The sequence below is a fragment of the Aurantimonas marianensis genome, assembly GCF_024195285.1.
Classification (GTDB): domain Bacteria; phylum Pseudomonadota; class Alphaproteobacteria; order Rhizobiales; family Rhizobiaceae; genus Aurantimonas; species Aurantimonas marianensis.
The window spans coordinates 23,962-43,298 of the sequence record NZ_JALHBS010000109.1 but is presented as its reverse complement, the minus strand read 5'-3'; the positions used below and the strand labels follow the sequence as shown (position 1 = coordinate 43,298).

The 19,337-nt window shown below is 65.8% G+C and carries 21 protein-coding genes and 1 pseudogene; 7 read left to right on the top strand and 15 right to left on the bottom strand.

Annotated elements, in window-relative coordinates; all coding sequences use genetic code 11:
- From MJ956_RS17320 to iolG, 3 genes are all read right to left on the bottom strand, one after another.
- The coding region (locus MJ956_RS17320; protein WP_253965693.1) for a response regulator at positions 1 to 519 on the bottom strand (519 nt) is incomplete at its 3' end.
- Entirely contained in the window at positions 512 to 2,020 is a 1,509-nt protein-coding gene (locus MJ956_RS17315; protein ID WP_253965692.1) for a two-component system sensor histidine kinase NtrB, read from the bottom strand. The genes MJ956_RS17320 and MJ956_RS17315, both read right to left, overlap by 8 nt.
- Before the next feature lie 433 nt (positions 2,021 to 2,453).
- On the bottom strand, positions 2,454 to 3,446 hold the full coding sequence (iolG, locus tag MJ956_RS17310) for an inositol 2-dehydrogenase (RefSeq protein ID WP_253965686.1): 993 nt from the start codon (positions 3,444 to 3,446) through the stop codon (positions 2,454 to 2,456).
- Between the two features lie 145 nt (positions 3,447 to 3,591).
- Here iolG and MJ956_RS17305 point away from each other — a divergent pair, with 145 nt between their 5' ends.
- Positions 3,592 to 3,747 carry a hypothetical protein gene (locus tag MJ956_RS17305; RefSeq protein WP_253965685.1) on the top strand — a complete coding sequence of 52 codons (156 nt, stop codon included), beginning with the start codon at positions 3,592 to 3,594 and terminating at the stop codon, positions 3,745 to 3,747.
- A 119-nt stretch (positions 3,748 to 3,866) separates the two neighbouring features.
- The gene (gene iolB, locus MJ956_RS17300; RefSeq protein ID WP_253965684.1) at positions 3,867 to 4,688 is read left to right on the top strand and encodes a 5-deoxy-glucuronate isomerase; all 822 of its coding nucleotides are present in this window, start codon (positions 3,867 to 3,869) and stop codon (positions 4,686 to 4,688) included.
- Positions 4,689 to 4,810: 122 nt separating this feature from the next.
- Here iolB and MJ956_RS17295 read toward each other — a convergent pair whose 3' ends face one another.
- Positions 4,811 to 5,563: a class I SAM-dependent methyltransferase gene (locus tag MJ956_RS17295; protein ID WP_253965691.1), complete on the bottom strand. Its 753-nt coding sequence runs from the start codon at positions 5,561 to 5,563 to the stop codon at positions 4,811 to 4,813.
- A gap of 288 nt (positions 5,564 to 5,851) precedes the next feature.
- Between MJ956_RS17295 and gloB the strand changes: the two genes are divergently transcribed.
- The gene (gloB, locus tag MJ956_RS17290; protein ID WP_253965683.1) at positions 5,852 to 6,622 is read left to right on the top strand and encodes a hydroxyacylglutathione hydrolase; all 771 of its coding nucleotides are present in this window, start codon (positions 5,852 to 5,854) and stop codon (positions 6,620 to 6,622) included.
- Entirely contained in the window at positions 6,622 to 7,074 is a 453-nt protein-coding gene (locus MJ956_RS17285; protein WP_253965682.1) for a cupin domain-containing protein, read from the top strand. Before gloB ends, MJ956_RS17285 begins: the two co-directional genes overlap by 1 nt.
- 11 nt (positions 7,075 to 7,085) lie before the next feature.
- Here MJ956_RS17285 and yddG read toward each other — a convergent pair whose 3' ends face one another.
- Together yddG and MJ956_RS17275 are read right to left on the bottom strand one after the other, a co-directional pair.
- The gene (gene yddG, locus MJ956_RS17280; RefSeq protein ID WP_256477930.1) at positions 7,086 to 7,958 is read right to left on the bottom strand and encodes an aromatic amino acid exporter YddG; all 873 of its coding nucleotides are present in this window, start codon (positions 7,956 to 7,958) and stop codon (positions 7,086 to 7,088) included.
- A 90-nt stretch (positions 7,959 to 8,048) separates the two neighbouring features.
- Entirely contained in the window at positions 8,049 to 8,837 is a 789-nt protein-coding gene (locus MJ956_RS17275; protein WP_253965681.1) for a DUF3108 domain-containing protein, read from the bottom strand.
- Between the two features lie 227 nt (positions 8,838 to 9,064).
- On the opposite strand from MJ956_RS17275, the gene rpmB reads away from it, so the two are divergent.
- Together rpmB and MJ956_RS17265 are read left to right on the top strand one after the other, a co-directional pair.
- Entirely contained in the window at positions 9,065 to 9,367 is a 303-nt protein-coding gene (gene rpmB / locus MJ956_RS17270; protein WP_253965680.1) for a 50S ribosomal protein L28, read from the top strand.
- 100 nt (positions 9,368 to 9,467) lie between these two features.
- The gene (locus tag MJ956_RS17265) at positions 9,468 to 10,151 is read left to right on the top strand and encodes a queuosine precursor transporter (RefSeq protein WP_253965679.1); all 684 of its coding nucleotides are present in this window, start codon (positions 9,468 to 9,470) and stop codon (positions 10,149 to 10,151) included.
- Positions 10,152 to 10,175: 24 nt separating this feature from the next.
- Here MJ956_RS17265 and MJ956_RS17260 read toward each other — a convergent pair whose 3' ends face one another.
- The 6 genes from MJ956_RS17260 to MJ956_RS17235 form a co-directional block, all read right to left on the bottom strand.
- Positions 10,176 to 11,207 (bottom strand): esterase-like activity of phytase family protein, encoded by a 1,032-nt coding sequence (locus tag MJ956_RS17260; protein ID WP_253965678.1) that lies wholly within the window; start codon positions 11,205 to 11,207, stop codon positions 10,176 to 10,178.
- Positions 11,204 to 13,114, bottom strand: coding sequence for a cobaltochelatase subunit CobT (cobT, locus tag MJ956_RS17255; RefSeq protein WP_253965677.1), 1,911 nt, complete (start codon positions 13,112 to 13,114; stop codon positions 11,204 to 11,206). The genes MJ956_RS17260 and cobT overlap by 4 nt, the downstream gene beginning before the upstream one ends.
- 3 nt (positions 13,115 to 13,117) lie before the next feature.
- On the bottom strand, positions 13,118 to 13,387 hold the full coding sequence (locus tag MJ956_RS17250; RefSeq protein ID WP_253965676.1) for a type II toxin-antitoxin system HicB family antitoxin: 270 nt from the start codon (positions 13,385 to 13,387) through the stop codon (positions 13,118 to 13,120).
- Positions 13,384 to 13,620, bottom strand: a complete 237-nt coding sequence (locus MJ956_RS17245; protein ID WP_253965675.1) for a type II toxin-antitoxin system HicA family toxin — start codon at positions 13,618 to 13,620, stop codon at positions 13,384 to 13,386. Before MJ956_RS17245 ends, MJ956_RS17250 begins: the two co-directional genes overlap by 4 nt.
- Positions 13,621 to 13,734: 114 nt before the next feature.
- Positions 13,735 to 14,721: a cobaltochelatase subunit CobS gene (gene cobS, locus MJ956_RS17240; protein WP_253965674.1), complete on the bottom strand. Its 987-nt coding sequence runs from the start codon at positions 14,719 to 14,721 to the stop codon at positions 13,735 to 13,737.
- A gap of 167 nt (positions 14,722 to 14,888) precedes the next feature.
- A complete protein-coding gene (locus MJ956_RS17235) occupies positions 14,889 to 15,509 on the bottom strand; it encodes a J domain-containing protein (protein ID WP_253965673.1) in 621 nt (206 codons plus the stop codon).
- A 144-nt stretch (positions 15,510 to 15,653) separates the two neighbouring features.
- On the opposite strand from MJ956_RS17235, the gene MJ956_RS17230 reads away from it, so the two are divergent.
- On the top strand, positions 15,654 to 15,956 hold the full coding sequence (locus MJ956_RS17230; RefSeq protein ID WP_253965672.1) for a BolA family protein: 303 nt from the start codon (positions 15,654 to 15,656) through the stop codon (positions 15,954 to 15,956).
- Positions 15,957 to 16,270: 314 nt separating this feature from the next.
- Here the strand turns inward: MJ956_RS17230 and MJ956_RS17225 are convergent.
- The 3 genes and pseudogenes from MJ956_RS17225 to MJ956_RS17215 all read right to left on the bottom strand — a co-directional run.
- Positions 16,271 to 17,530 (bottom strand): annotated as a pseudogene (locus MJ956_RS17225) (HlyC/CorC family transporter); the annotation flags it as partial.
- The gene (gene aroB, locus MJ956_RS17220) at positions 17,527 to 18,678 is read right to left on the bottom strand and encodes a 3-dehydroquinate synthase (protein WP_253965670.1); all 1,152 of its coding nucleotides are present in this window, start codon (positions 18,676 to 18,678) and stop codon (positions 17,527 to 17,529) included. The gene aroB and the pseudogene MJ956_RS17225, both read right to left, overlap by 4 nt.
- Entirely contained in the window at positions 18,675 to 19,256 is a 582-nt protein-coding gene (locus MJ956_RS17215) for a shikimate kinase (RefSeq protein ID WP_253965669.1), read from the bottom strand. The genes aroB and MJ956_RS17215 overlap by 4 nt, the downstream gene beginning before the upstream one ends.
- Between the last annotated feature and the right edge of the window lie 81 nt (positions 19,257 to 19,337).

Below are 19,337 nucleotides of genomic sequence, written 5' to 3'. Positions count from 1 at the left end.
CTCGACGGTGCGGGGGCTGATGTCGAGATCGAAGGCGATGGTCTTGTTGGGACGCCCCCTGGCGATGCCGCCAAGCACCTGGCGTTCGCGTTCGGTCAACGTATTCGCCCTGGCCTGAATCGCCTGGACGTCGGCCCCGTCCCGCTGTTGCTCCAGTTCGGCGGCGGCGCGATGGATCGCGCCGAAAAGCACCTCGTCCTCGAACGGCTTTTCGATGAAATCCCGTGCGCCTGCCTTCATGGCTTCAACCGCCATCGGCACGTCGCCATGGCCGGTGATGACGATCGTCGGCATCAGGGTCTGGTTCTCCCTGAGACGATGCAGCAGTTCGACGCCGCTCATGTCCGGCATCCGCAGATCGGTGACCAGACAGCCTTTGCCGACGCCGGGTGCCGCAGTGAGGAAGTTCGTCGCCGAGCTATGCACCCGCACCGTGAAGCCGGCCATGGTCAGCAGGAAGGCGAGCGATTTTCGGACCGCCTCTTCGTCATCGACGATGTGAACCGTGTAATCACCGATCTCCATTCGAGGCCTCGTCCTTCATCGACGGCAGGGTGAAACGGAAAGTGGCGCCACCCCTGTCGTTGCCGCTCGCCGATATGCTGCCGCCATGGGCTTCCACGATACGCTTGGAGATGGCGAGGCCAACGCCCATACCGTTGGACTTCGACGTCACGAAGGGTTGAAAGAGTCGCGCCGCGATCTCGTCGGAAATTCCCGCCCCCGTATCCGCGACCTCCACCACGACGTCGCCGCGCCCGTTCGATGTCGTACGCACCAGAAGTTTCCGCGACTCGCTGTCGCGCATGGCTTCCATCGCATTGCGCATCAGGTTGACCAGCACCTGTTGCACCTGAACCTTGTCCACGACGACCGTATCGGGTCCCGGCACGAATTCAAAAATCGATCGGATACCCAGCTGCCGGGAACCCACCAGGGCGAGCGCGCCAGCTTCCTCGACCAGTGCGCGGATGTTCTCGGGGGTCTTCTCGGTTTCCCCCCGGGTGACGAATTCCCTGAGATGCCGGATGATCTGACCAGCTCGCAGCGATTGTCGGACCATCTCTTCCATGGCCTCGCGCATGCGCGCGGCCAGCGCGTCGTCCATGTCGCGCAGCAGCCGGGTGCAGCCCTGGGCATAGTTGGAAATCGCCGAAAGCGGCTGGTTGAGTTCGTGGGCGAGGGTCGATGCCATTTCGCCGAGATCGCTGAGGCGTCCAAGCCTTGCCAGCTCGCCCTGGATTTCCTGCAGCCGCGCCGCTGATTCCTCGCGCTCCGTGAGATCGCGGATGAATCCGGTGAAAAAGATCGCGCCGCCCATCCTCATCTCACCGACTGCCAGCTTCATGGGAAAGGTGGAACCATCCTTCCGCTGTCCGACCACGACGCGGTCGACGCCGATAATGCGCTTTTCCCCGGTCTCCAGGTAGCGTTGCAGATAACCGTCATGGGCGCCGCGGTAGGGTTCGGGCATGAGGACCCGGACATTCTCGCCGACGATCTCGTCCTCGCTATAGCCGAACTGGCGTGTCGCGGCGGCATTGAACGAGACGATCGTGCCCTCCTTGTCGATGACGACGGTCGCGTCGAGAACCGTGTCGAGGATCGAGCGAAGGTGCATCTCACGCGCATCGAGCGCTTGCTGGGTCGCCGCGATTTTCCCCAAGGCGTGCCGCAGCGCTGCGCCCAACGCCGCGACGATGACGCCGAGCACACCGAAGATCGCGACGGGGGAGGCGTCGCCGGCGTCATTCGCCGGCGCTCCGCCGAAGAAGAATAGCCCGGCAAGGGACAAGGCGAGGGCTGCCAGGCCCGGCCCGATCCCGGCCGCGATCGAGGCGAGGAGGACCGCGACAACGACCAGCGCCAATAGGACTGTCGCCTCGACAAGGTTTCCGAGCGCGATCTGGGCGAAAACGGCGGTGACGGCGACGAGCAGAGCCAGAGCGTAGGCCGGAACGCCGTCGGTGCGGATGGAACGGGCCGTCCGCAACAACCGGTCTTTCGCGGCGGGAGCCATAGGGAGCGCGTTCAGCCGCACCATTTGACGTGTCCCCGTTGGCTCAATCGGATCGGCACCTGGCGCGTTGCGATCTTGCGGTGCCCGGTTCGATGATCTCGTACCGGCATAAGGCTTCGACGGCGCTTGAACCGGAGGATCGATACGCGCGCCTTGTATCTTTGGTTCAACTTGCCGGCCGATAATATGCGTTGATTACCGATCGAACGTATCATCTACCCCGCGATTGACAATCGTCGTCTAAAGAGCGGCGCCAATTCGCATCGGCGCCGAAGCACTCTGGATGCGACGACGAGACCACTCGCATGCTTGTCGACCGGTCTTGCGTCAAGGCCCGCCGTTATCCCATCTCCGGCCCGATCTTCGAGCGTGACGCACGCGCCGGGGGCAAGCCGGCCCGGGACGGGCATGCGCCAGCCTTCGCGATATCGGATCAGGCAAACTCGTCGAGGCTAACGGAACGGCCGGTTGTGTGGCTCTTCGTTGCGGCATCCGCCAGCAGTCCGGCCTTCAAACCGTCCATGCCAGAGGGCGAAAGCTTTCTCCCGCCAGTGACGGCGTCGATGAAATAGGCCAGTTCGCGGCGATAGGCCTCGCCATAGCGTTCCAGGAAGAAGTTCTGGACGGGATCGGCCGTGACCCCCGCCTGATTGGCAAGGACGACCGTCGTCTGAGGCACGTTCTCAGCCTTCAACAGGCCCTTCGAGCCATGCACCTCGATGCGCTGATCGTATCCGTAGGTGGCGCGCCGCGAGTTGGAGATCTGCGCGATCTTTCCCGTCGCCGTCTTGAGCAGCACAGCGGCGGTGTCGACGTCGCCGGCCTCGCCGACGGCGCTGTCGACGAGGCAGGAGCCGACGGCGTGGACGTCGGCGATTTCCTCGCCGAGCAGGAACCGGGCCATATCGAAATCGTGGATCATCATGTCCCGGAACAGGCCACCCGACGACCTTATGTAGGAGACCGGCGGTGGGCCGGGGTCGCGCGACAGGATCGTGACGAGCTCGACATTGCCGATATCGCCATTGTCGATCCGCGCCTTCAACGAGCCGAAATGCGGGTCGAAGCGGCGATTGAAGCCGATCATCAGTGGTGCATCGCCGATCCGCGCCAGCGCCTCGCGAATCCGCTGCGAGTCGATGTCGACCGGCTTTTCGCAGAACACCGCCTTGCCGGCGGCGGCCGCCGCCTCGATCAATTCGGCATGGGTGTCGGTCGGTGTGCCGATGATGACGGCGTCGATGTCGCCGGCCGTCAGGATCGCGTCCGCCGGGCGGGCCTCGCAGCCGGTCGCGGCCGCAAAGCTCTCGGCCGACTGCGGCATCGCGTCGGCCACCGCCACGAGTCGCGCCTGCGGATGCGCGAGGACATTGCGCCCGTGGATCTGGCCGATGCGGCCGCATCCCAGAAGGCCGAAGCTCAGCATGCGTCTCTCTCCACAAATTCGCTATCGTCTGGCAGGACTAGTTGCTGATATTGCAATAGACAATCCGCGTTGAAGAAGGTCCGGAAATTCGGTCTCGCAGCGGCGACGGGACCCGGATCGATGACCGCGACGAAGGAGCGACGAAATGCGCAGACGCGAGGCCGACCATCCCTTCTACCGGCCATTGTGGATACGCGTTTGCCTCACCGGCGTGCTTCTCGCCTGGACCGCGCTTGAATGGGCAAACGAGGAGCCGTTCTGGGGCATCATGACCAGCGCGGCGGCCGGCTGGGCGATCTAGTCGTTCTTCCTTGCCTACGATCCCGCGGTGGCGAGCAAATCCGCCGGCGCCGAGATGGGGACGCCTGGGGAGAGGGCGCCCGCGAAAGACACCGAGTCCAGCGAAAGGAACTGACCCCGATGTCCCACCTGCGCGTCAGACCGAAACGCGACCACGACCGCGTCATCCACGTCACGCCCGAAAGTGCCGGCTGGACCTATGTCGGTTTCGAGCTGTATCGGCTTTCGCCTGGCGCCAGCGTCGCCGAGCGTACCGGCGACCGCGAGGTCTGTTTGGTCCTCGTCTCGGGCCGTGCCTCCGTCGCGAGCGATGGCGAGGATTTCGGCCTGATCGGCGAGCGGATGAGCCCGTTCGAGGGCAAGCCCTGGTCGGTCTATATCCCGGCCGGCGATCGCTGGCAGGTGACGGCCGAGACCGCGGTGGAACTCGCCGTCTGCTCGGCGCCGGGACGGCCGGACACCCATCCACCGCGGCTGATCGCGCCGGATTCGCTCGGCCAGGAAACCCGCGGGCAAGGCACCAATGTCCGCCACGTCACCAACATCCTGCCCGAGACCGACCCGGGCGCGGATTCGCTGCTGGTGGTCGAGCTGACCACGCCGGGCGGGCACACCTCGTCCTATCCGCCGCACAAGCACGACACCGACAATCTGCCGGCCGAGTCCTATCTCGAAGAAACTTACTATCACCGGCTCGATCCGCCGCAGGGCTTTGCCTTCCAGCGCGTCTATACGGATGCGCGAGACGACGGCACGCGCGAACTCGACGAGGCGATGGTGGTGGAGGACGGCGACGTCACGCTGGTGCCGAAGGGCTATCACCCTTGCGCGGCGACGCACGGCTACGATCTTTACTATCTCAACGTCATGGCTGGGCCGAAGCGGACGTGGAAGTTCCACAACGAGCCGGCGCATGAATGGCTGGTACAGCCGCCGGGGTGAGAGGGGAAACGCGATCGCGGTGTGGCGAGGGCCCGTTCAGCGCCATCGAATTCGTCCCTACCGCCGCAGGTTGGGTTCGAGCGCCCTCTTCTTGGCTGTTCCGCACGACGTCGCGGCTGACGCTACGCCTGCATCCGAGCCCCGGCACCGGCCGGCACCAGCACTGGCTTGGCCACACGGCGGCGTTCGCGGGCCGTGGAGGTGACCGGAACGCCCCGGTAGAGCTGTTTGGTCGCCTCGATGACGACGACGCCGGCGAAGAGCGGCCAGAGGTCGCGGCCGAGGCGTTCGAGCGGCGCGGCGAAGCCGAGCAGCGAGCGGCGGCGGAACGGCGGAAACAACAGGGCCTCGGCAAAGGCGGACGGCGTGAACATCGCGCCGCGCAGGAGCCGCGTGAGCTGGCCGCGCGACCACGGACGGCCCGACCCGAACGGCGTGTGCTCGAAGCGCGCCCAGATGCCGCGCCGGTGCGGCGCGACTATGACGATGCGCCCGCCCGGCGCCAGCACCCGCCAGACTTCGGCGAGGAGGGCTTCGGGGCTTTCGGCGAATTCCAGCGCGTGGACGATGAGGACCCGGTCGACCGAGGCGTCGCCGAGCGGCAGCTCCTCGACCCCGACCAGCGCCGACAGCGACGCGGCGCCCATCGGCCAGTTCTGCGCCCCTTGCGCGGCCGGCATGAAGGCGAATGCCCGCTCGGCGTCGGCGGCGAAACGGTCGATATAGGGAACGGCATAGCCGAGCCCGACCAGCCGTTCGTCCGAGATCGGCCGCCACAGCGGCGTCAAGGCCAGCGATACGGCGCGCGCGGCGGCAAGACCGAGCGGCGAGGCGTAGAAGTCGCGAAGGTCGACGATGTCGGCATTGGTGGTCAGTGTGGACGGCTCCCTGTTCGCCGCTGAGAGCGCCGCGCGCCCGTTCGGGCGCAAGAAGGACACTCTAACATTCGGCTTACGCATCGGATCGATTCAAACACGGATTCCACTTTTGAGTCCGATGCTCCAGCCGCGACGGATCGAACGCTCCATATAGGACGTTCACAAGCTTGGTCGAAACTCCCTTCGGCAGCCGGCAGGGGGAGAACAGGCGGGTTCGGCGGCTGACACGCCGCCCGAGCGCCCTAACTCGGCTTTTCGACGCACTCACAAGAGGAAACGTTTGTCATGGCCGAAATCGAAATCCGCCAATTCGTCTGCCGCGGCGACAATTTCGGCGTGCTCGTTCACGAAAAGGACAGCGGCACGACGATTGCGATCGATGCGCCGGAGGAGGCGCCAATCCTCGCCGAACTGGAAAAGGCCGGCTGGAATCTCACCCACATCCTGACCACGCATCATCACGGCGACCATGTCGCGGCGAACGAGGCATTGAAGGCGCGGTTCGGACTCGAAATCGTCGGACCGGAAAAGGAGCGGGCGAAGATTCCCGGCATCGATCGCACGGTCTCCGGCGGCGACGCGTTCGAACTTGGCGGCATTCGCGTGGAGGCGATCGACACACCGGGGCATACGCTGGGTGAAATCTCCTATTATCTGCCGGACGCCAAGGCGGTCTTCGCCGCCGACGCGCTGTTTTCGCTCGGCTGCGGCCGGCTGTTCGAGGGCGACGCGGCGATGATGTGGGATTCGCTGCAACGGCTCAGGGCGCTGCCCGACGAGACGATGCTGTATTGCGGCCACGAATACACCGCCACCAACGCCCGCTGCGCCATCGATGTCGATCCGCGGAACCCGGCCCTGCGCGAGCGCGTCAGCGAGGTCGAGGCCCTGCTGGCGCAGGGCAAGCCGACGCTGCCGGTTTCGCTCGGGCGCGAGAAGCAGACCAACCCGTTCCTGCGCGCCGACGAACCGGCGCTTATGCAGGCGATGGGCATGGAGGACGCCAGCCCCGCCGCGGTGTTCGCCGCCATTCGCAAGAAGCGGGATCAGTACTGATGAGTTCGGCCGCCCTGAAGATCGTCACGACCCTCGACCTGAAGCCGCACCCCGAAGGCGGCTGGTATCGCGAGACCTTTCGCGACGAACCGGCGAAGGGCAAGGGCCGGGCCCGCTCGACTGCGATCTACTATCTGCTGGAGGAAGGCGAGACGTCCGCGTGGCACCGGGTCAAGGATGCGGCCGAGGTCTGGCACTGGTATGGCGGCGCGCCGCTGGTGATCACCGTCTCGCAAGACGGTCATGATGTGTCGTCCCGTCGCCTCGGCCCGGATATCGGCGAGCATGAATCGCCGCAATTCGTCGTGCCCGCCGGCTGGTGGCAGACGGCGACGAGCCTCGGCGAATACACGCTGGTCGGCTGTACGGTCGCGCCGGGCTTCGACTTCAAATCATTCGAGATGGCGCCGAAGGACTGGCGGCCAACGCCGCGCGAAGCGGGCGAGGGCTGACCGGCGGAGGCTTACGCGCGCCGCCGGAGGAGGCGCCGAAACAGCGGCAGCGCCGCGAGGCAGGCGCCGAGGGTGATCAGCACGGCGGCGGCGACGATCGCGCCGGTCATGGCCGCTTCCCCCGCCGCGACCAGGACCAGTGTCGACAGGAGCGGCGCGGCATAGCTCGACGCGCCGATGATCTGGATATTGCCGTGCTTGACGCCGTGATCCCAGACATAGAAGGCGCCGCCGACCGGCATCAGCCCCAGCAGGAGGACGGCCAGCCATTCGCCGGGGGTCTGGGGCCAGACGGTCGCCTCGAAGATGAGGTGAGCGACCAGCGCGAGCACCGCCGTTGCCGCGCAAAAACCGGTGACGACATCGCTCGGAACGCTGCCGAAGCGGCGTGACAGCAGCGAATAGCTCGACCAGGTGAGGGCGCAGAGCCCGGCGAGCGCGTAACCGAAGAGGGAGTCGGGTGAAAAGGCGATGGCGCCGCCGCCGGTGACGATCAGCGCCGCGCCGGCAAGGCCGAGCAGCGCGCCGGCGGCATGGAACCAGCGCAGCCGTTCGCCCGGCAGCATGGCCGAGCCGAGCACGATGAACAGCGGCCAGAGATAGGCGATCAGGCTCGCCTCGGCCGCCGGGGCATTGCGCAGGGCGGCGAAATAGAGCGCGTGATAGCCGAACAGCCCGCCGACGCCGAGAATCCAGACGGCGGGTCGTTGCCGGAACACCGGCATCCCGGTTCCGCGGGCCTTCATCGCAGCGAGGCCGACGAGGGTGGCGACCGCGAATGTCATGGCGGCGAGCTGGAACGGCGGAACCGCGCCGCTGCGGGCCGTCAAAAGCGCCAGCAGCGCCCACATCAGCACCGCCGAAAAGCCCAGAACCGTTCCCAAACCCGCGTCCCACCACCCGTATCAACGCGTGCTTATGGGCGGCGGCGCGTTATCCGGTCAATGCAATGGTCAGGAACGGGGCCGCGACGGTCATTTCACCGACACGGAGGTTGCTTGCAGCGTCAGCGATCCGACCTTCGTCGGAATGCGCGCATAGACCGGCACGAAGACGTCCTCGCGCGCGATCGGCGCGAACCAGATCTGGATCGTCTGCTTCGCCAGATAGTTCAGACCCTTCGACGATGCGTCATAGCCGCCGACTGGTCGGATGGTGACGTTGCAGACCGTCGCCGGGCCGGCATAGCCGGGCATCGAATACTGCCGCGTGCCAGCCGACGAGAGCCGCAAATCGAGCCGCGACCAGCCATCATAGAAGGGCAGGGTGCGCTTGCATACCGAGGCGGCGTCGCTCGTCTTGATCATCAGACCGCTCAAGGGATCGACGACGGCGGCGAGTTGGGACCGCTTGACCGGCACGTAACTCGGCTTCGGCTTCTCGCGCTTCGGGCTGACGCTCGCCGCGGTGACGCGTCCGCCGCTGAAGGCAACCTCGCTTTTCCAGCGCTTGTCGTCGCTGGCATAGTCGAGACCGTAGCTCTCAGGGGCAAAGCTCTTGCCGGTCACGCGGCCGGAAACCCGGCTGGTGCCGGCCGTGTCGGAGACGAGACTCCCGAGGCCGGCGGAGGAGAGGGTGCCCTTGACCGAAAAACGGCCGCCGTCGATCACCGTGTCGAAGGACGCCTTGCCGATCTTGAGGCCGACGACCGCCATGCCGTATTGGGTCGTCACCGTCTGGCGATCGGTCGTGGCGTCGGCCGGGCCGACCGCATGGGCCGAGGCCAGTATCGCGACGCCGAGAAGGAGCTGTCTGGGTGTCATCTGTTCGCCTTCAGGGCCGAGTAAGATCATCGACGAGCCATGATCTTACGATCGGCGCGCTTTTATGACCGGGCACGGCAGTGCCGCAATGGTGTAACGGCTTGACGCTTTCCTTCGCGCGGCCTATAGAGCCGGTCGAATTTCCGGTCTTGCCCGACAGCGATGATCGCGCCGTTTTACGGCGGCGCGCCCGGATCGGGTGTTAGGTTAATCTGAAAGGTGATTTGATGTCACGCGCCTGCGAACTCACTGGCAAGGCTGTCCAGTCCGGCAACAATGTCAGCCACGCGAACAACAAGACGCGTCGCAAGTTCCTGCCGAATCTGTGCAACGTCACGCTGATCTCCGATTCGCTCGGACAGCGCTACCGCCTGCGCGTTTCGGCCTACGCGCTACGCTCGGTCGAGCATCGTGGCGGTCTCGACGCGTTCCTGCTCAAGGCGGATGCAGGCGATCTGTCGCAGCGTGCCCGTCTGCTCAAGCGTCAGATCGCCAAGAAGGCCGCCGAAGCGGACGCAGCCGCCAGCTGAGGCTGATTTCGGCCGCGTATTGCGGCCGGGCCACGCAATATCCCCTTGTCGGTCGCGGATTCGCGCCCGGCACGCTGGTTCCATTACCCAGGTTAAAAAAATGAAATCCATGCGCATCTATCTTCTGCCCGTCGCGGCGATGACGACGATCGTCCTCGCCGCGAATGTCGCCGTGCAGTTTCCGCTCTTCGTCCAGCTCGGGTCGCTACAGCTCGCCGATATTCTGACCTGGGGCGCCTTCGTCTATCCCTTCGCCTTCCTGGTTACCGATCTCACCAACCGGCGTTACGGTCCGCAAGTGGCGCGGCGCGCCGTTTATGCCGGCTTCGCCATGGCGGTGCTGTGCTCGATCGTCATCCCGCCGCTGCTGTTCGATCTCGGCCTGCTCGGCTACGCGACCGCCGCCGAGCGCCTGTTCCGCATCGCCATCGCCTCGGGCGCGGCGTTTCTGGCGGCGCAGCTTCTCGATATCGCGGTCTTCAACCGGCTGCGCGGAGCAAGCTGGTGGCGCGCGCCCGCGGCCTCGTCGGTCTCGGGATCGGTGCTCGATACCTTCGTGTTCTTCACCGTGGCCTTCGCGCCGATGTTTCTTTTGCTCGGGCCGAACGAGCCCTTCGCGCTGGAGACCGCCCCGCTTCTCGGCGTTCTTGCCGCGGAGGCCCCCCGCTGGGTGTCCTGGGGGCTCGGCGATCTGTCGGTCAAGCTGCTGATCGCCGTCTTCGCGCTGGTGCCCTACCGGATCATCATGCAGCAGTTCCTGCCGTACCGGGCCGCGCGGGCCTGAGGAATGCCGGACGAGCGCGGCTGATCAGTTGATCGGCGCCGGCCGGTCGACCAGACGAAACTCCAGGAGCAGATTGCGCTGGAAGATCGAGCCGTTGTCGTCCGAAACGAGGGTGAGGCGGGTGTCGCCGTCCTCGCCGATCCAGACATCCAGCCCTTCCATGTTGTCGATCTCGTTCGACAGATCGGCTTCCATGATCACCGGCCCGTCGACGAGCGCGCCGGGCCGGATGCTCGTTCCGGCGATTCGCCGGATGCGAATGCCCAGACCCCCGAAAAAGCCGCGATAGCGCCGCTCCAGCAGCAGAAGGTCGCCGCCCGGCAGGAAGGCGCCGTCGGAGGCGTCCCAGTCGGCGTCCTTGCGGATTTTGAACACGCCGTTACGGGAACCGTCGAAGATCGCCGCGAAGAGATTGCCGTCGGTATCGATCGACCGCTCCGCGATCGCGACGCGCGCCCCGGCAAGCGGGGTCCTCGCGGGGGCTGTGGCGATCGTCTCGATGCCGCGATTGGTCCTGAGTTCATGCCGGGGGAGGGGCAGGGGGATTTCACGGGCCGCCTCGCCGAAGGGGGCGCGCGGATTTTCATAGACATAGATCCGGTGATCGCGCTCGAAGCCGACGAACACGCGGTCGCCGTCGATGGACAGCGATTCGGCGTCGGCGGCGATCTTGCCGCGCATCGGCTGGCCGTCGGGACCGAGAAGCGGCGCGATCACCGCATCACCCAAGCCTGTAGGCCGTCCGGCGGCGTCCCGCTCGATGCGGCCGGCGAACCAGTTGCCGGTGTCGGTGACCGACAGAAACCGCTCTCCGCCGCCCTGGAGGCGGATCGCCGAGACGCCCTTGAGGCGGCCGTCACGCGACCAGAACTCAAACCCGCCGACGAAATCGAGATCGCCGTAACGACCGGAGGCGGAATCCTTGCCGAAGCGGGCGATCGGCTTCGACGAAACGTCGATCGATTCGGCCGCCGTCGCCAGGCCGGACGTCGCCAGCGCCGCGAGCAGGACAAGCGAGGCGAGAACCCGCCCCCTGCCTTGCGATCGAGCCGTCAACGCCGTCCGCCGGCCGCGACCTTGCGGCGCAGGGGCTGGCGCCCTCGGCTTTCGTCCTCAAAGAGATCGGCGAGCTGCTCGGTCATCGCGCCGGCCAGTTCCTCGGCGTCGACGATGGTCACGGCGCGGCGATAGTAGCGGGTGACGTCGTGGCCGATGCCGATGGCAAGCAACTCGACCGGCGAGCGCGTCTCGATCTGCTCGATCACCGCGCGCAGATGCCGCTCCAGATAATTGCCGGGATTGACCGAGAGGGTGGAATCGTCGACCGGCGCTCCGTCCGAGATCATCATCAGGATGCGCCGCTGTTCGGGCCGGGCGAGGAGACGGTTATGCGCCCAGATCAGCGCCTCGCCGTCGATATTCTCCTTAAGCAGCCCCTCGCGCATCATCAGACCGAGATTGCGCCGCGCCCGGCGCCAGGGCGAATCGGCGGATTTGTAGATGATGTGCCTGAGGTCGTTCAGGCGACCGGGTTTGGCCGGCTTGCCCGCCTTCAGCCACGCCTCGCGCGATTGGCCGCCCTTCCACGCACGGGTGGTGAAGCCGAGCACCTCGACCTTGACGCCGCAGCGCTCCAGCGTGCGGGCGAGGATGTCGGCGCAGGTCGCCGCGACGGTGATCGGCCGGCCGCGCATCGAACCGGAATTGTCGATCAGCAGCGTGACGATCGTGTCGCGGAAGTCGGTGTCGCGCTCCATCTTGTAGGAGAGCGGCTGCATCGGATCGATGACCAGACGGTGCAGCCTGGCGCTGTCGAGATAGCCTTCCTCAAGATCAAAATCCCACGACCGGTTCTGCTGCGCCATCAGGCGGCGCTGCAGGCGATTGGCGAGCCGCCCGACGACGCCCTGGAGCGCCGCGAGCTGCTTGTCGAGAAACGAGCGCAACCGGTCGAGCTCGGCCTCGTCGCACAGCTCCTCGGCGCCGATGATTTCGTCAAAGGCCTGGGAGAACACCTTGTAGTCGGTGGCGATGCTGAGGTTGTTCAGCGGCTGGTTCGGCCTCCGCGAATCGCCCGGGGTCTCGGCGTCCTGGCTGTCGTCGTCGGTCGGATCCTCGGCGCTGGTCTCCGATGATTCGGCCTCCGCCGCGTCCTGGTTCTCGCCCTCGGTCTCGCTTTCCTGCGACTCTGCCTCGTCGGTGCCGCTTTCCTTCTCCGAGCCGCCGTCCTCGGAATCGCGGGTCTGGTTGTCGCCCTGCTCCTCGTCCTCGTCGCTTTCCTCGCTCTCGTTCTCGTCGCCGAGCTTTTCGGCCATCTCCAGCGAGACGAGCATGTCGCGCATGGCCCGGGCGAAATCCTCCTGGTCGCCGACCGTCTGCGACAGCCGGTCGAATTTCTCACCGGCCTTGCCGTCGACGAAGTCGCGCCAGACATCGACCAGCGCCCGCGCGCTCTCGGGCACCGGCCGGCCGGTCAGCTTCTCGCGCACCATCAGCGCGACCGCATCCTCGATCGGCGCCTCGGCGCGGTCGGTCACGTCGGTCAGGTTGGAGCGGAAATATTTATCCTCGAGCATCGAGGCGAGATTGTCGCCGACGCCTTGCATGGCCTTGGCGCCGATCGCCTCGCAGCGGGCCTGCTCGACGGCGTCGTAGACGGCCCGCGCCGCCTTGCCCTCGGGCGCCAGGCTGGTGTGGAGACGCGCATCGTGCCGGGCCTTGCGCAGCGCCATCGCGTCGGCAAGGCCCCGGGTGACGGCGAGATCGTTCCGGGTAGCGCGTTTGGGCAATTCGGGCAGCCGCGCGCGCGCACCGGTGAGGCCCGGCCGCTCGGAAGCATAGGTGACTTCGAGATCGGGTTCGCCGGCGATGGCGCGCAGGCATCCGGCGACGGCGCGCCGAAACGGCTCCCGGTCGACGGGCTTATGGGATGCGGGACGCTGGTTGTCGCCGATGCGGGCCATGATTTACTCGGCGGCTTCGAGGTTGGCGCTCGTCGGTGATGGTATCGACTCGCCGTCCTGAACACAGCCATCGGCCCATTCCAGAGCCGCCGATCGAACGTCGACTATCGCCTCCAACTCGCTCTCTCCGTCGCCCATACAGCCGGGCAGGGCAGGAATTGTAGCGAGCCATCCTCCGCCTTCGTCATCGGTCAGTGGCCGCAGGACGATCTCGTAGGATGCCGGATCGAATGGCATCCCATCCACGGTTCTCAACTCGGGTCTCGCGCTCATGTCGTTCCCATTTCATCCAGGAATTTTACAAGCTCTTGGATATACACCATCTTTATAGGCCGTCTGGCGGGAATGGTGTAGCGGCGGCCACCTTCCGGGTTTCCCACCTTCCAGTGCGAACCCCTGCTGGGTTTCATGCACGCCACACCGGCTTCCCTGCAGGCCTTCTCCACATCACGAATGTGCCAGTCGCCTTTGGGATTGGCACGCATTTTCTCGATTGTTTTTCCCATCAGCCCAAACTATTCGGCGTTCCGGCGCGCAAGCGTCCCCAGACGGCGAGCCGGACCGGCTCCCGGTCGACGGGCTTATGGGATGCGGGCCATGGCCGTCCGTCCGTCCGTCACTCAGTCCAACACGATATTCGCCGCGCTTTCGGGCAGTTCCTCGCCGAAGGCGCGCTGGTAGAATTCGGCGACGAGCGCGCGTTCCAGATCGTCGCATTTGTTGAGGAAGGTCAGCCGGACGGCGAAGCCGAGGTCGCCGAAGATCTCGGCGTTCTCGGCCCAGGTGATCACCGTGCGCGGGCTCATCACCGTCGACAGATCGCCATTGACAAAGGCCGAGCGGGTGAGGTCGGCGACGCGCACCATCTTGGAGACCGTCTCACGGCCCTCCTTGGTATCGTAACTTTTCGCCTTGGAGACGACGATGCCGACCTCGTTGTCGTGCGGCAGGTAGTTCAGCGTCGTGACGATCGACCAGCGGTCCATCTGCGCCTGGTTGATCTGCTGGGTGCCGTGATAGAGTCCGGTCGTATCGCCGAGGCCGACCGTGTTGGCGGTCGCGAACAGCCGGAAGGCGGGGTGCGGGCGCACCACGCGGCTTTGATCGAGCAGCGTCAGGCGGCCGGAGGATTCCAGCACGCGCTGGATGACGAACATCACGTCCGGGCGGCCGGCGTCGTATTCGTCGAAGACCAGCGCGACATTGTGCTGATAGGCCCAAGGCAGGATGCCGTCGCGAAATTCGGTGACCTGCATGCCGTCGCGCACGACGATCGCGTCCTTGCCGACCAGGTCGATGCGGCTGACATGACTGTCGAGATTGACGCGCACGCAGGGCCAGTTAAGCCGCGCGGCCACCTGTTCGATATGCGTCGATTTGCCGGTGCCGTGATAGCCCGACACCATCACGCGGCGGTTCTTGGCGAAACCCGCCAGGATCGCCAGCGTCGTCGGCTTGTCGAAGATGTAGTCGGGATCCAACTCGGGGACGTGGAGGTCGCTCGTCGAATAGGCCGGGACGGTCAGGTCGCTGTCGAAACCGAAGGTTTCGCGGACGGAGATCGTGGTGTCCGGCAAGCCGGCCACTTCCTGTTCCGCTGCACTCATCATACCTCCAACGGTCCGGCATGCGTTCGGCGATTCGCCGCGGACCCTGTCAAATCTGCCATACCCTGCCACGGGCGCCGAACGGTCTTCCCAGGGACAATTTGATTGCGCCGCCGGACTTGTCGACCGGCGTCACGGCTGAAGCTGTTGGCTTCGCCGTGAATGGCCTAGCAAAAACCGGATTGTTTCAAAAGCTTGTAGGCCTGAATCACCTCACGCAACCGGTCTTCGGTGCCGCGATCGCCGCCATTGGCATCGGGATGCAGTTGCTTGACCAGGTTCTTGTAGCGCGCGCGAATGGCCTCGCCCGATGCCTGCTGGCTCAGATCCAGCGTCTTGAGCGCCTTGGCCTCGAGGGAACGCACCTTCGGCCGGCGGGCTTCGGGCCGGGGCGGAGCGTCTTCGCCGTTGAAGATATTGAAGGGGTCGCGCGTTCGCCCGTTCCAGCGCCGGGCGCGGGTCGCGGTCGCGGCCTTGGCGGCGTCGCCGGGCGCCGCGCCGTTGTGGCCCATTTTCCAGGTCGGACGGCCGCCGGTCAGCGAATCCTTCAGGTGGCGCTGAATGTCCTTGTCGTCGAGACCGGAAAAATAGTTGTAGGACTTGTTGTATTGCCGAACGTGGTCGACGCAGAAATGCAGGTACTGGCCCTCGTGGTCGCGACCCATCGGCGCCTTGTAGATGCCGGCCTCATCGCACCCTTCCCACGCGCATACGGGCGCGCGCGGCTTCTCGGCGGCACGTTTGCCTTTGACGCGGATCGCGTCGAAATATTTCGAATCCAGCTTCATTGCCGTGGAGTATGGTGCCCTACACCCGAAGGAACAAGAATTGACAGAACGGAAAAAGCCGGAAACTCAAGGGGTCCGGCTGCTTCGCGCAAGCTTCGCGCGGCCGATCGGCGACAAAAACGCCCACAGGAGACGAAGACGTCCATGAACATCAAGACCACGATCGAGACGAAGCTGGCCGAGGCATTCGCGCCGGAGACGCTGGCGGTCATCGACGAAAGCCATCTCCACGCCGGCCACCATCACGCGGAAAATGGAGCTGACGCGACCTTCGACGGCGCCGGGGGCACGCATTTTCGCGTCCGGCTGGTGAGCGAGGCCTTCGTCGGCCAGAGCCGTGTCGAACGCCACCGGGCGGTCAACGCGATTTTGAAGGACCAACTGGCCTCCGGCGTGCATGCGCTGGCGATCGAGGCCTCGGCGCCCGGCGAGACGACGCGGCGCTGATTCGGTCGCGATGACGTGGATTGCGGCGCGGAAGATCAATCACGTCGATTCTCGTCGCCGCCGGCGGCAGATGGCGATCCTCGGGCGTCGCTCGCTCGCTCGCTCGGTTCCTCGCTGTCCGACGCCGGTAGGCCGGCGCTGTCTTCCGGCCCCTCCGGGTGCGGGCGGCGATCGGCTTGGTGCAACGAGGCACCGGGTTCGCTCTCGAACATCTCCTCATAGTCGTCGAAATCGCCATCGGTCTCCGGCAGCGGCGCCGAGGCACCGGCGGGGGAGGCGTGACCGCCCAGCTTTTTCGGCGGCACCAGGACGTTCGCCGGTCGGATGCGCAACTTGGCGATCCGGTTCTTCTCGCGCTTGAGAACGGTGAAGCGCTTGTGGAAGAAGGTGAAGGCCTGCCGCTCTTCCGGGATCGTCTGGGTCTCATGGATGACCAGCCCGGCGATCGTCACCGCCTCCTCGTCCGGAAGATTCCAGTCCAGCGCCCGGTTGAGGTCGCGGATCGGCACCTGCCCGTCGACGATGACCGAGCCGTCGGCCTCGATCTTCACGCCTTGCATGTCGATGTCGTGCTCGTCGGCGATATTGCCGACGATCTCTTCCAGAATGTCTTCGAGGGTGATCAGCCCTTCAACCTCGCCATACTCGTCGACGACGATGGCGAAATGCGACTTGCGGCGCAAGAATGCGTTGAGCTGGTCCTGCAGCGTCGTGGTTTCGGGGACGAACCACGGCTTGGCGCAGATCTTCAGGATATCCACCCTGGCGGGATCGTTGTCGACCTCATGCAGGGCGCGCAGCAGATCCTTGGCGTGGACGACCCCGACGATGTTGTCGTAGTGGCCACGCCAGACCGGCAAGCGGGTGTAAGGGCTTTCGAGGATCTGGCGGACGATTTCGGCTGGTCCGTCGTCGGCGTTGACCTGCCGCATTCCGGTACGATGGATCATCACGTCGGAGACTTCGAGCTCGTGCAGGTCGAGGAGCCCGCCCAGCCGGTTGCGGTCGGCGTTGACGAGTGAGCCCTCGCGGTGGAGCACTTCGACGGCGCCGCGCAGCTCCTCATGCGCGGTGAGCAGAGAGGCGTCGGATTCCAGGCTGACGCCGAACATGGCCAGAACGCGCCTGACGATCCAGTTGACGATCCGGGTCAAGGGCCCGAACAGCGCGACCACCATCGACACCGGCCGGGCGACGGCGAGCGAAAACCCGTCGGGCCGGGCAATCGCGGCCGATTTCGGCAGCACCTCGCCGAAAATGACGACGATGATGGTCATGGCGATGGTCGCATAGACGACGCCGGCCTCACCGAAGAGCTGGAGAAAGGCGGTCGTGGCCAGCGACGAGGCGAGGATGTTGACGAGGTTGTTGCCGATCAAAAGGGCGCCGATCAACCGGTCCTTCTGTTCGATCAGCCGCTGCACGATCCCGGCGCGCTGGTCGCCGTTCTTCTCGAAGCTCATCAGCCGCGCCCGCGACACGGCGGTCAGCGCGGTTTCCGAGCCGGAAAAAAACGCCGAGATCGAAACCAGGAACAGAACGATGGCGAGCATGATCCACAAGGTGGTGGTCATCGGGCAAGCTCCCTGTCGAGGAAGGCTTCGACGGCGGCCGGCGCGACATCGGACTCGACGAAGGCCTGGCCGATGCCTCGCGTCAGGATGAAGGTCAGGTGGCCGCGCTTCACCTTCTTGTCCTGCGCGATGCCGGTCATCAGTTGCGCGGTGCTCAGCGGTCCGCCTGGTATTTCCGCGATGCGGGTCGGCAGGCCGGCGGCCCGAAGATGGGCTTCGCCACGGCCGGCATCCGCGGCCGGGCAGAGACCGAGTTCGGTCGAGAACCGGTAGGCGAGCGTCATGCCGATCGCGACCCCCTCGCCATGCACGAGCCGGCGCGAATCATAGCCGACAGCCGCTTCCAGCGCATGCCCGAAAGTGTGGCCGAGATTGAGCAGGGCGCGGCCGGCGTGCTCGCGTTCGTCCACCGCCACCACGGCGGCCTTGGCCTCGCAGCTTTGCCGTATCGCCTCGGCCCGCTCGGGGCCGCCGGCGAAAATCGCCTCGCGACTTCGCTCGAGCCAGTCGAAGAACTCCGGCCGATCGATCAGCCCGTATTTGACGATCTCGGCGTAGCCGGCCGCGAATTCGCGCGGCGACAACGTATCGAGCAGCGCGGTGTCGGCAAGGACGAGGGCGGGCTGATGAAACGCACCGATCAGATTCTTGCCGCGCGGCGAGTTGATGCCGGTCTTGCCGCCGACCGACGAATCGACCTGGGCGAGAAGGGTCGTCGGCATCTGAACGAAGCGCATGCCGCGCCGCGCGATCGCGCTGGCAAAGCCCGCGAGATCGCCGACCACGCCGCCACCGAGAGCGATGACCGCGTCGTCGCGCTCCAGGCGTTGCGCCAGCACCGCGTCGACGACCCGGGTCAGATGCTCGAAGGATTTCGTCGGCTCGCCAGCCGGCAGGACGACCGTCGAATGGTCGATGCCGGCGGCGCGCAATGCGATCGACAGGCGATCGAGGTGCAGGCCGGCGACGGTTTCGTCGGTGACCACCGCGGCACGAACGCCCGGCAGCCGGCGCGCAATCTCCTCGCCGGCCGCATCGACCAGGCCGGGGCCGATCAAAATGTCGTAGGAGCGCATTCCCAGATCGACCACCACGCGCCGGCGCGCCGCGGCGTCGTCATCCGCCTGATGGGCCGCTTCAGGTTTCATCGAATACTCTCCGTCTCCAGATGTCGGTCCAAGGCTTCGAGAATCTCGGCCGCGATGATGTCGCGCTTCACGTCGCGCGTGCCAATGGTGATGTCGGCCTCGGCGTAGACCGGATAACGAATGTCCATGAGGCGGCGCATGACCTCGCGCGGGTCGTCGGTCTTCAGCAACGGCCGGTTGGAGCGGCGCGACACCCGCTCCATCAGCGTTTCCAGATCGGCCTTGAGCCAGACCGTGATCGCCGTGTCCTTCAGCATGGCGCGCGTCTCGGCATGCAGATAGGCGCCGCCGCCGGTCGCGATCACCTGCGGCCCCTCCGCGGCGAGTCGAGCGACGACGCGCGCCTCCAGGGCACGAAACTCGGGCTCGCCATAGGCCTCGAACAGTTCGGGGATGGTCATGCGCGACGCCGCTTCGATCTCGACGTCGGTATCGCGAAAGGGCAGCGCGAGCAACGCGGCAAGCCGACGGCCGACCGTCGTCTTGCCAGCGCCCATCAGGCCGATGAGCGCGATCGAACGATGGCCAAGTCGGTCCTGGATCGCCGCTGCTCCATCCGGGGACAATTCGCTTCTCATGACGCCTTTCGCTACCGTGCCGTACCCCGGCGCGTGCCGTAGGACAGGAAATCTTAAAAACCGTCGGTTATGCCGGAACAG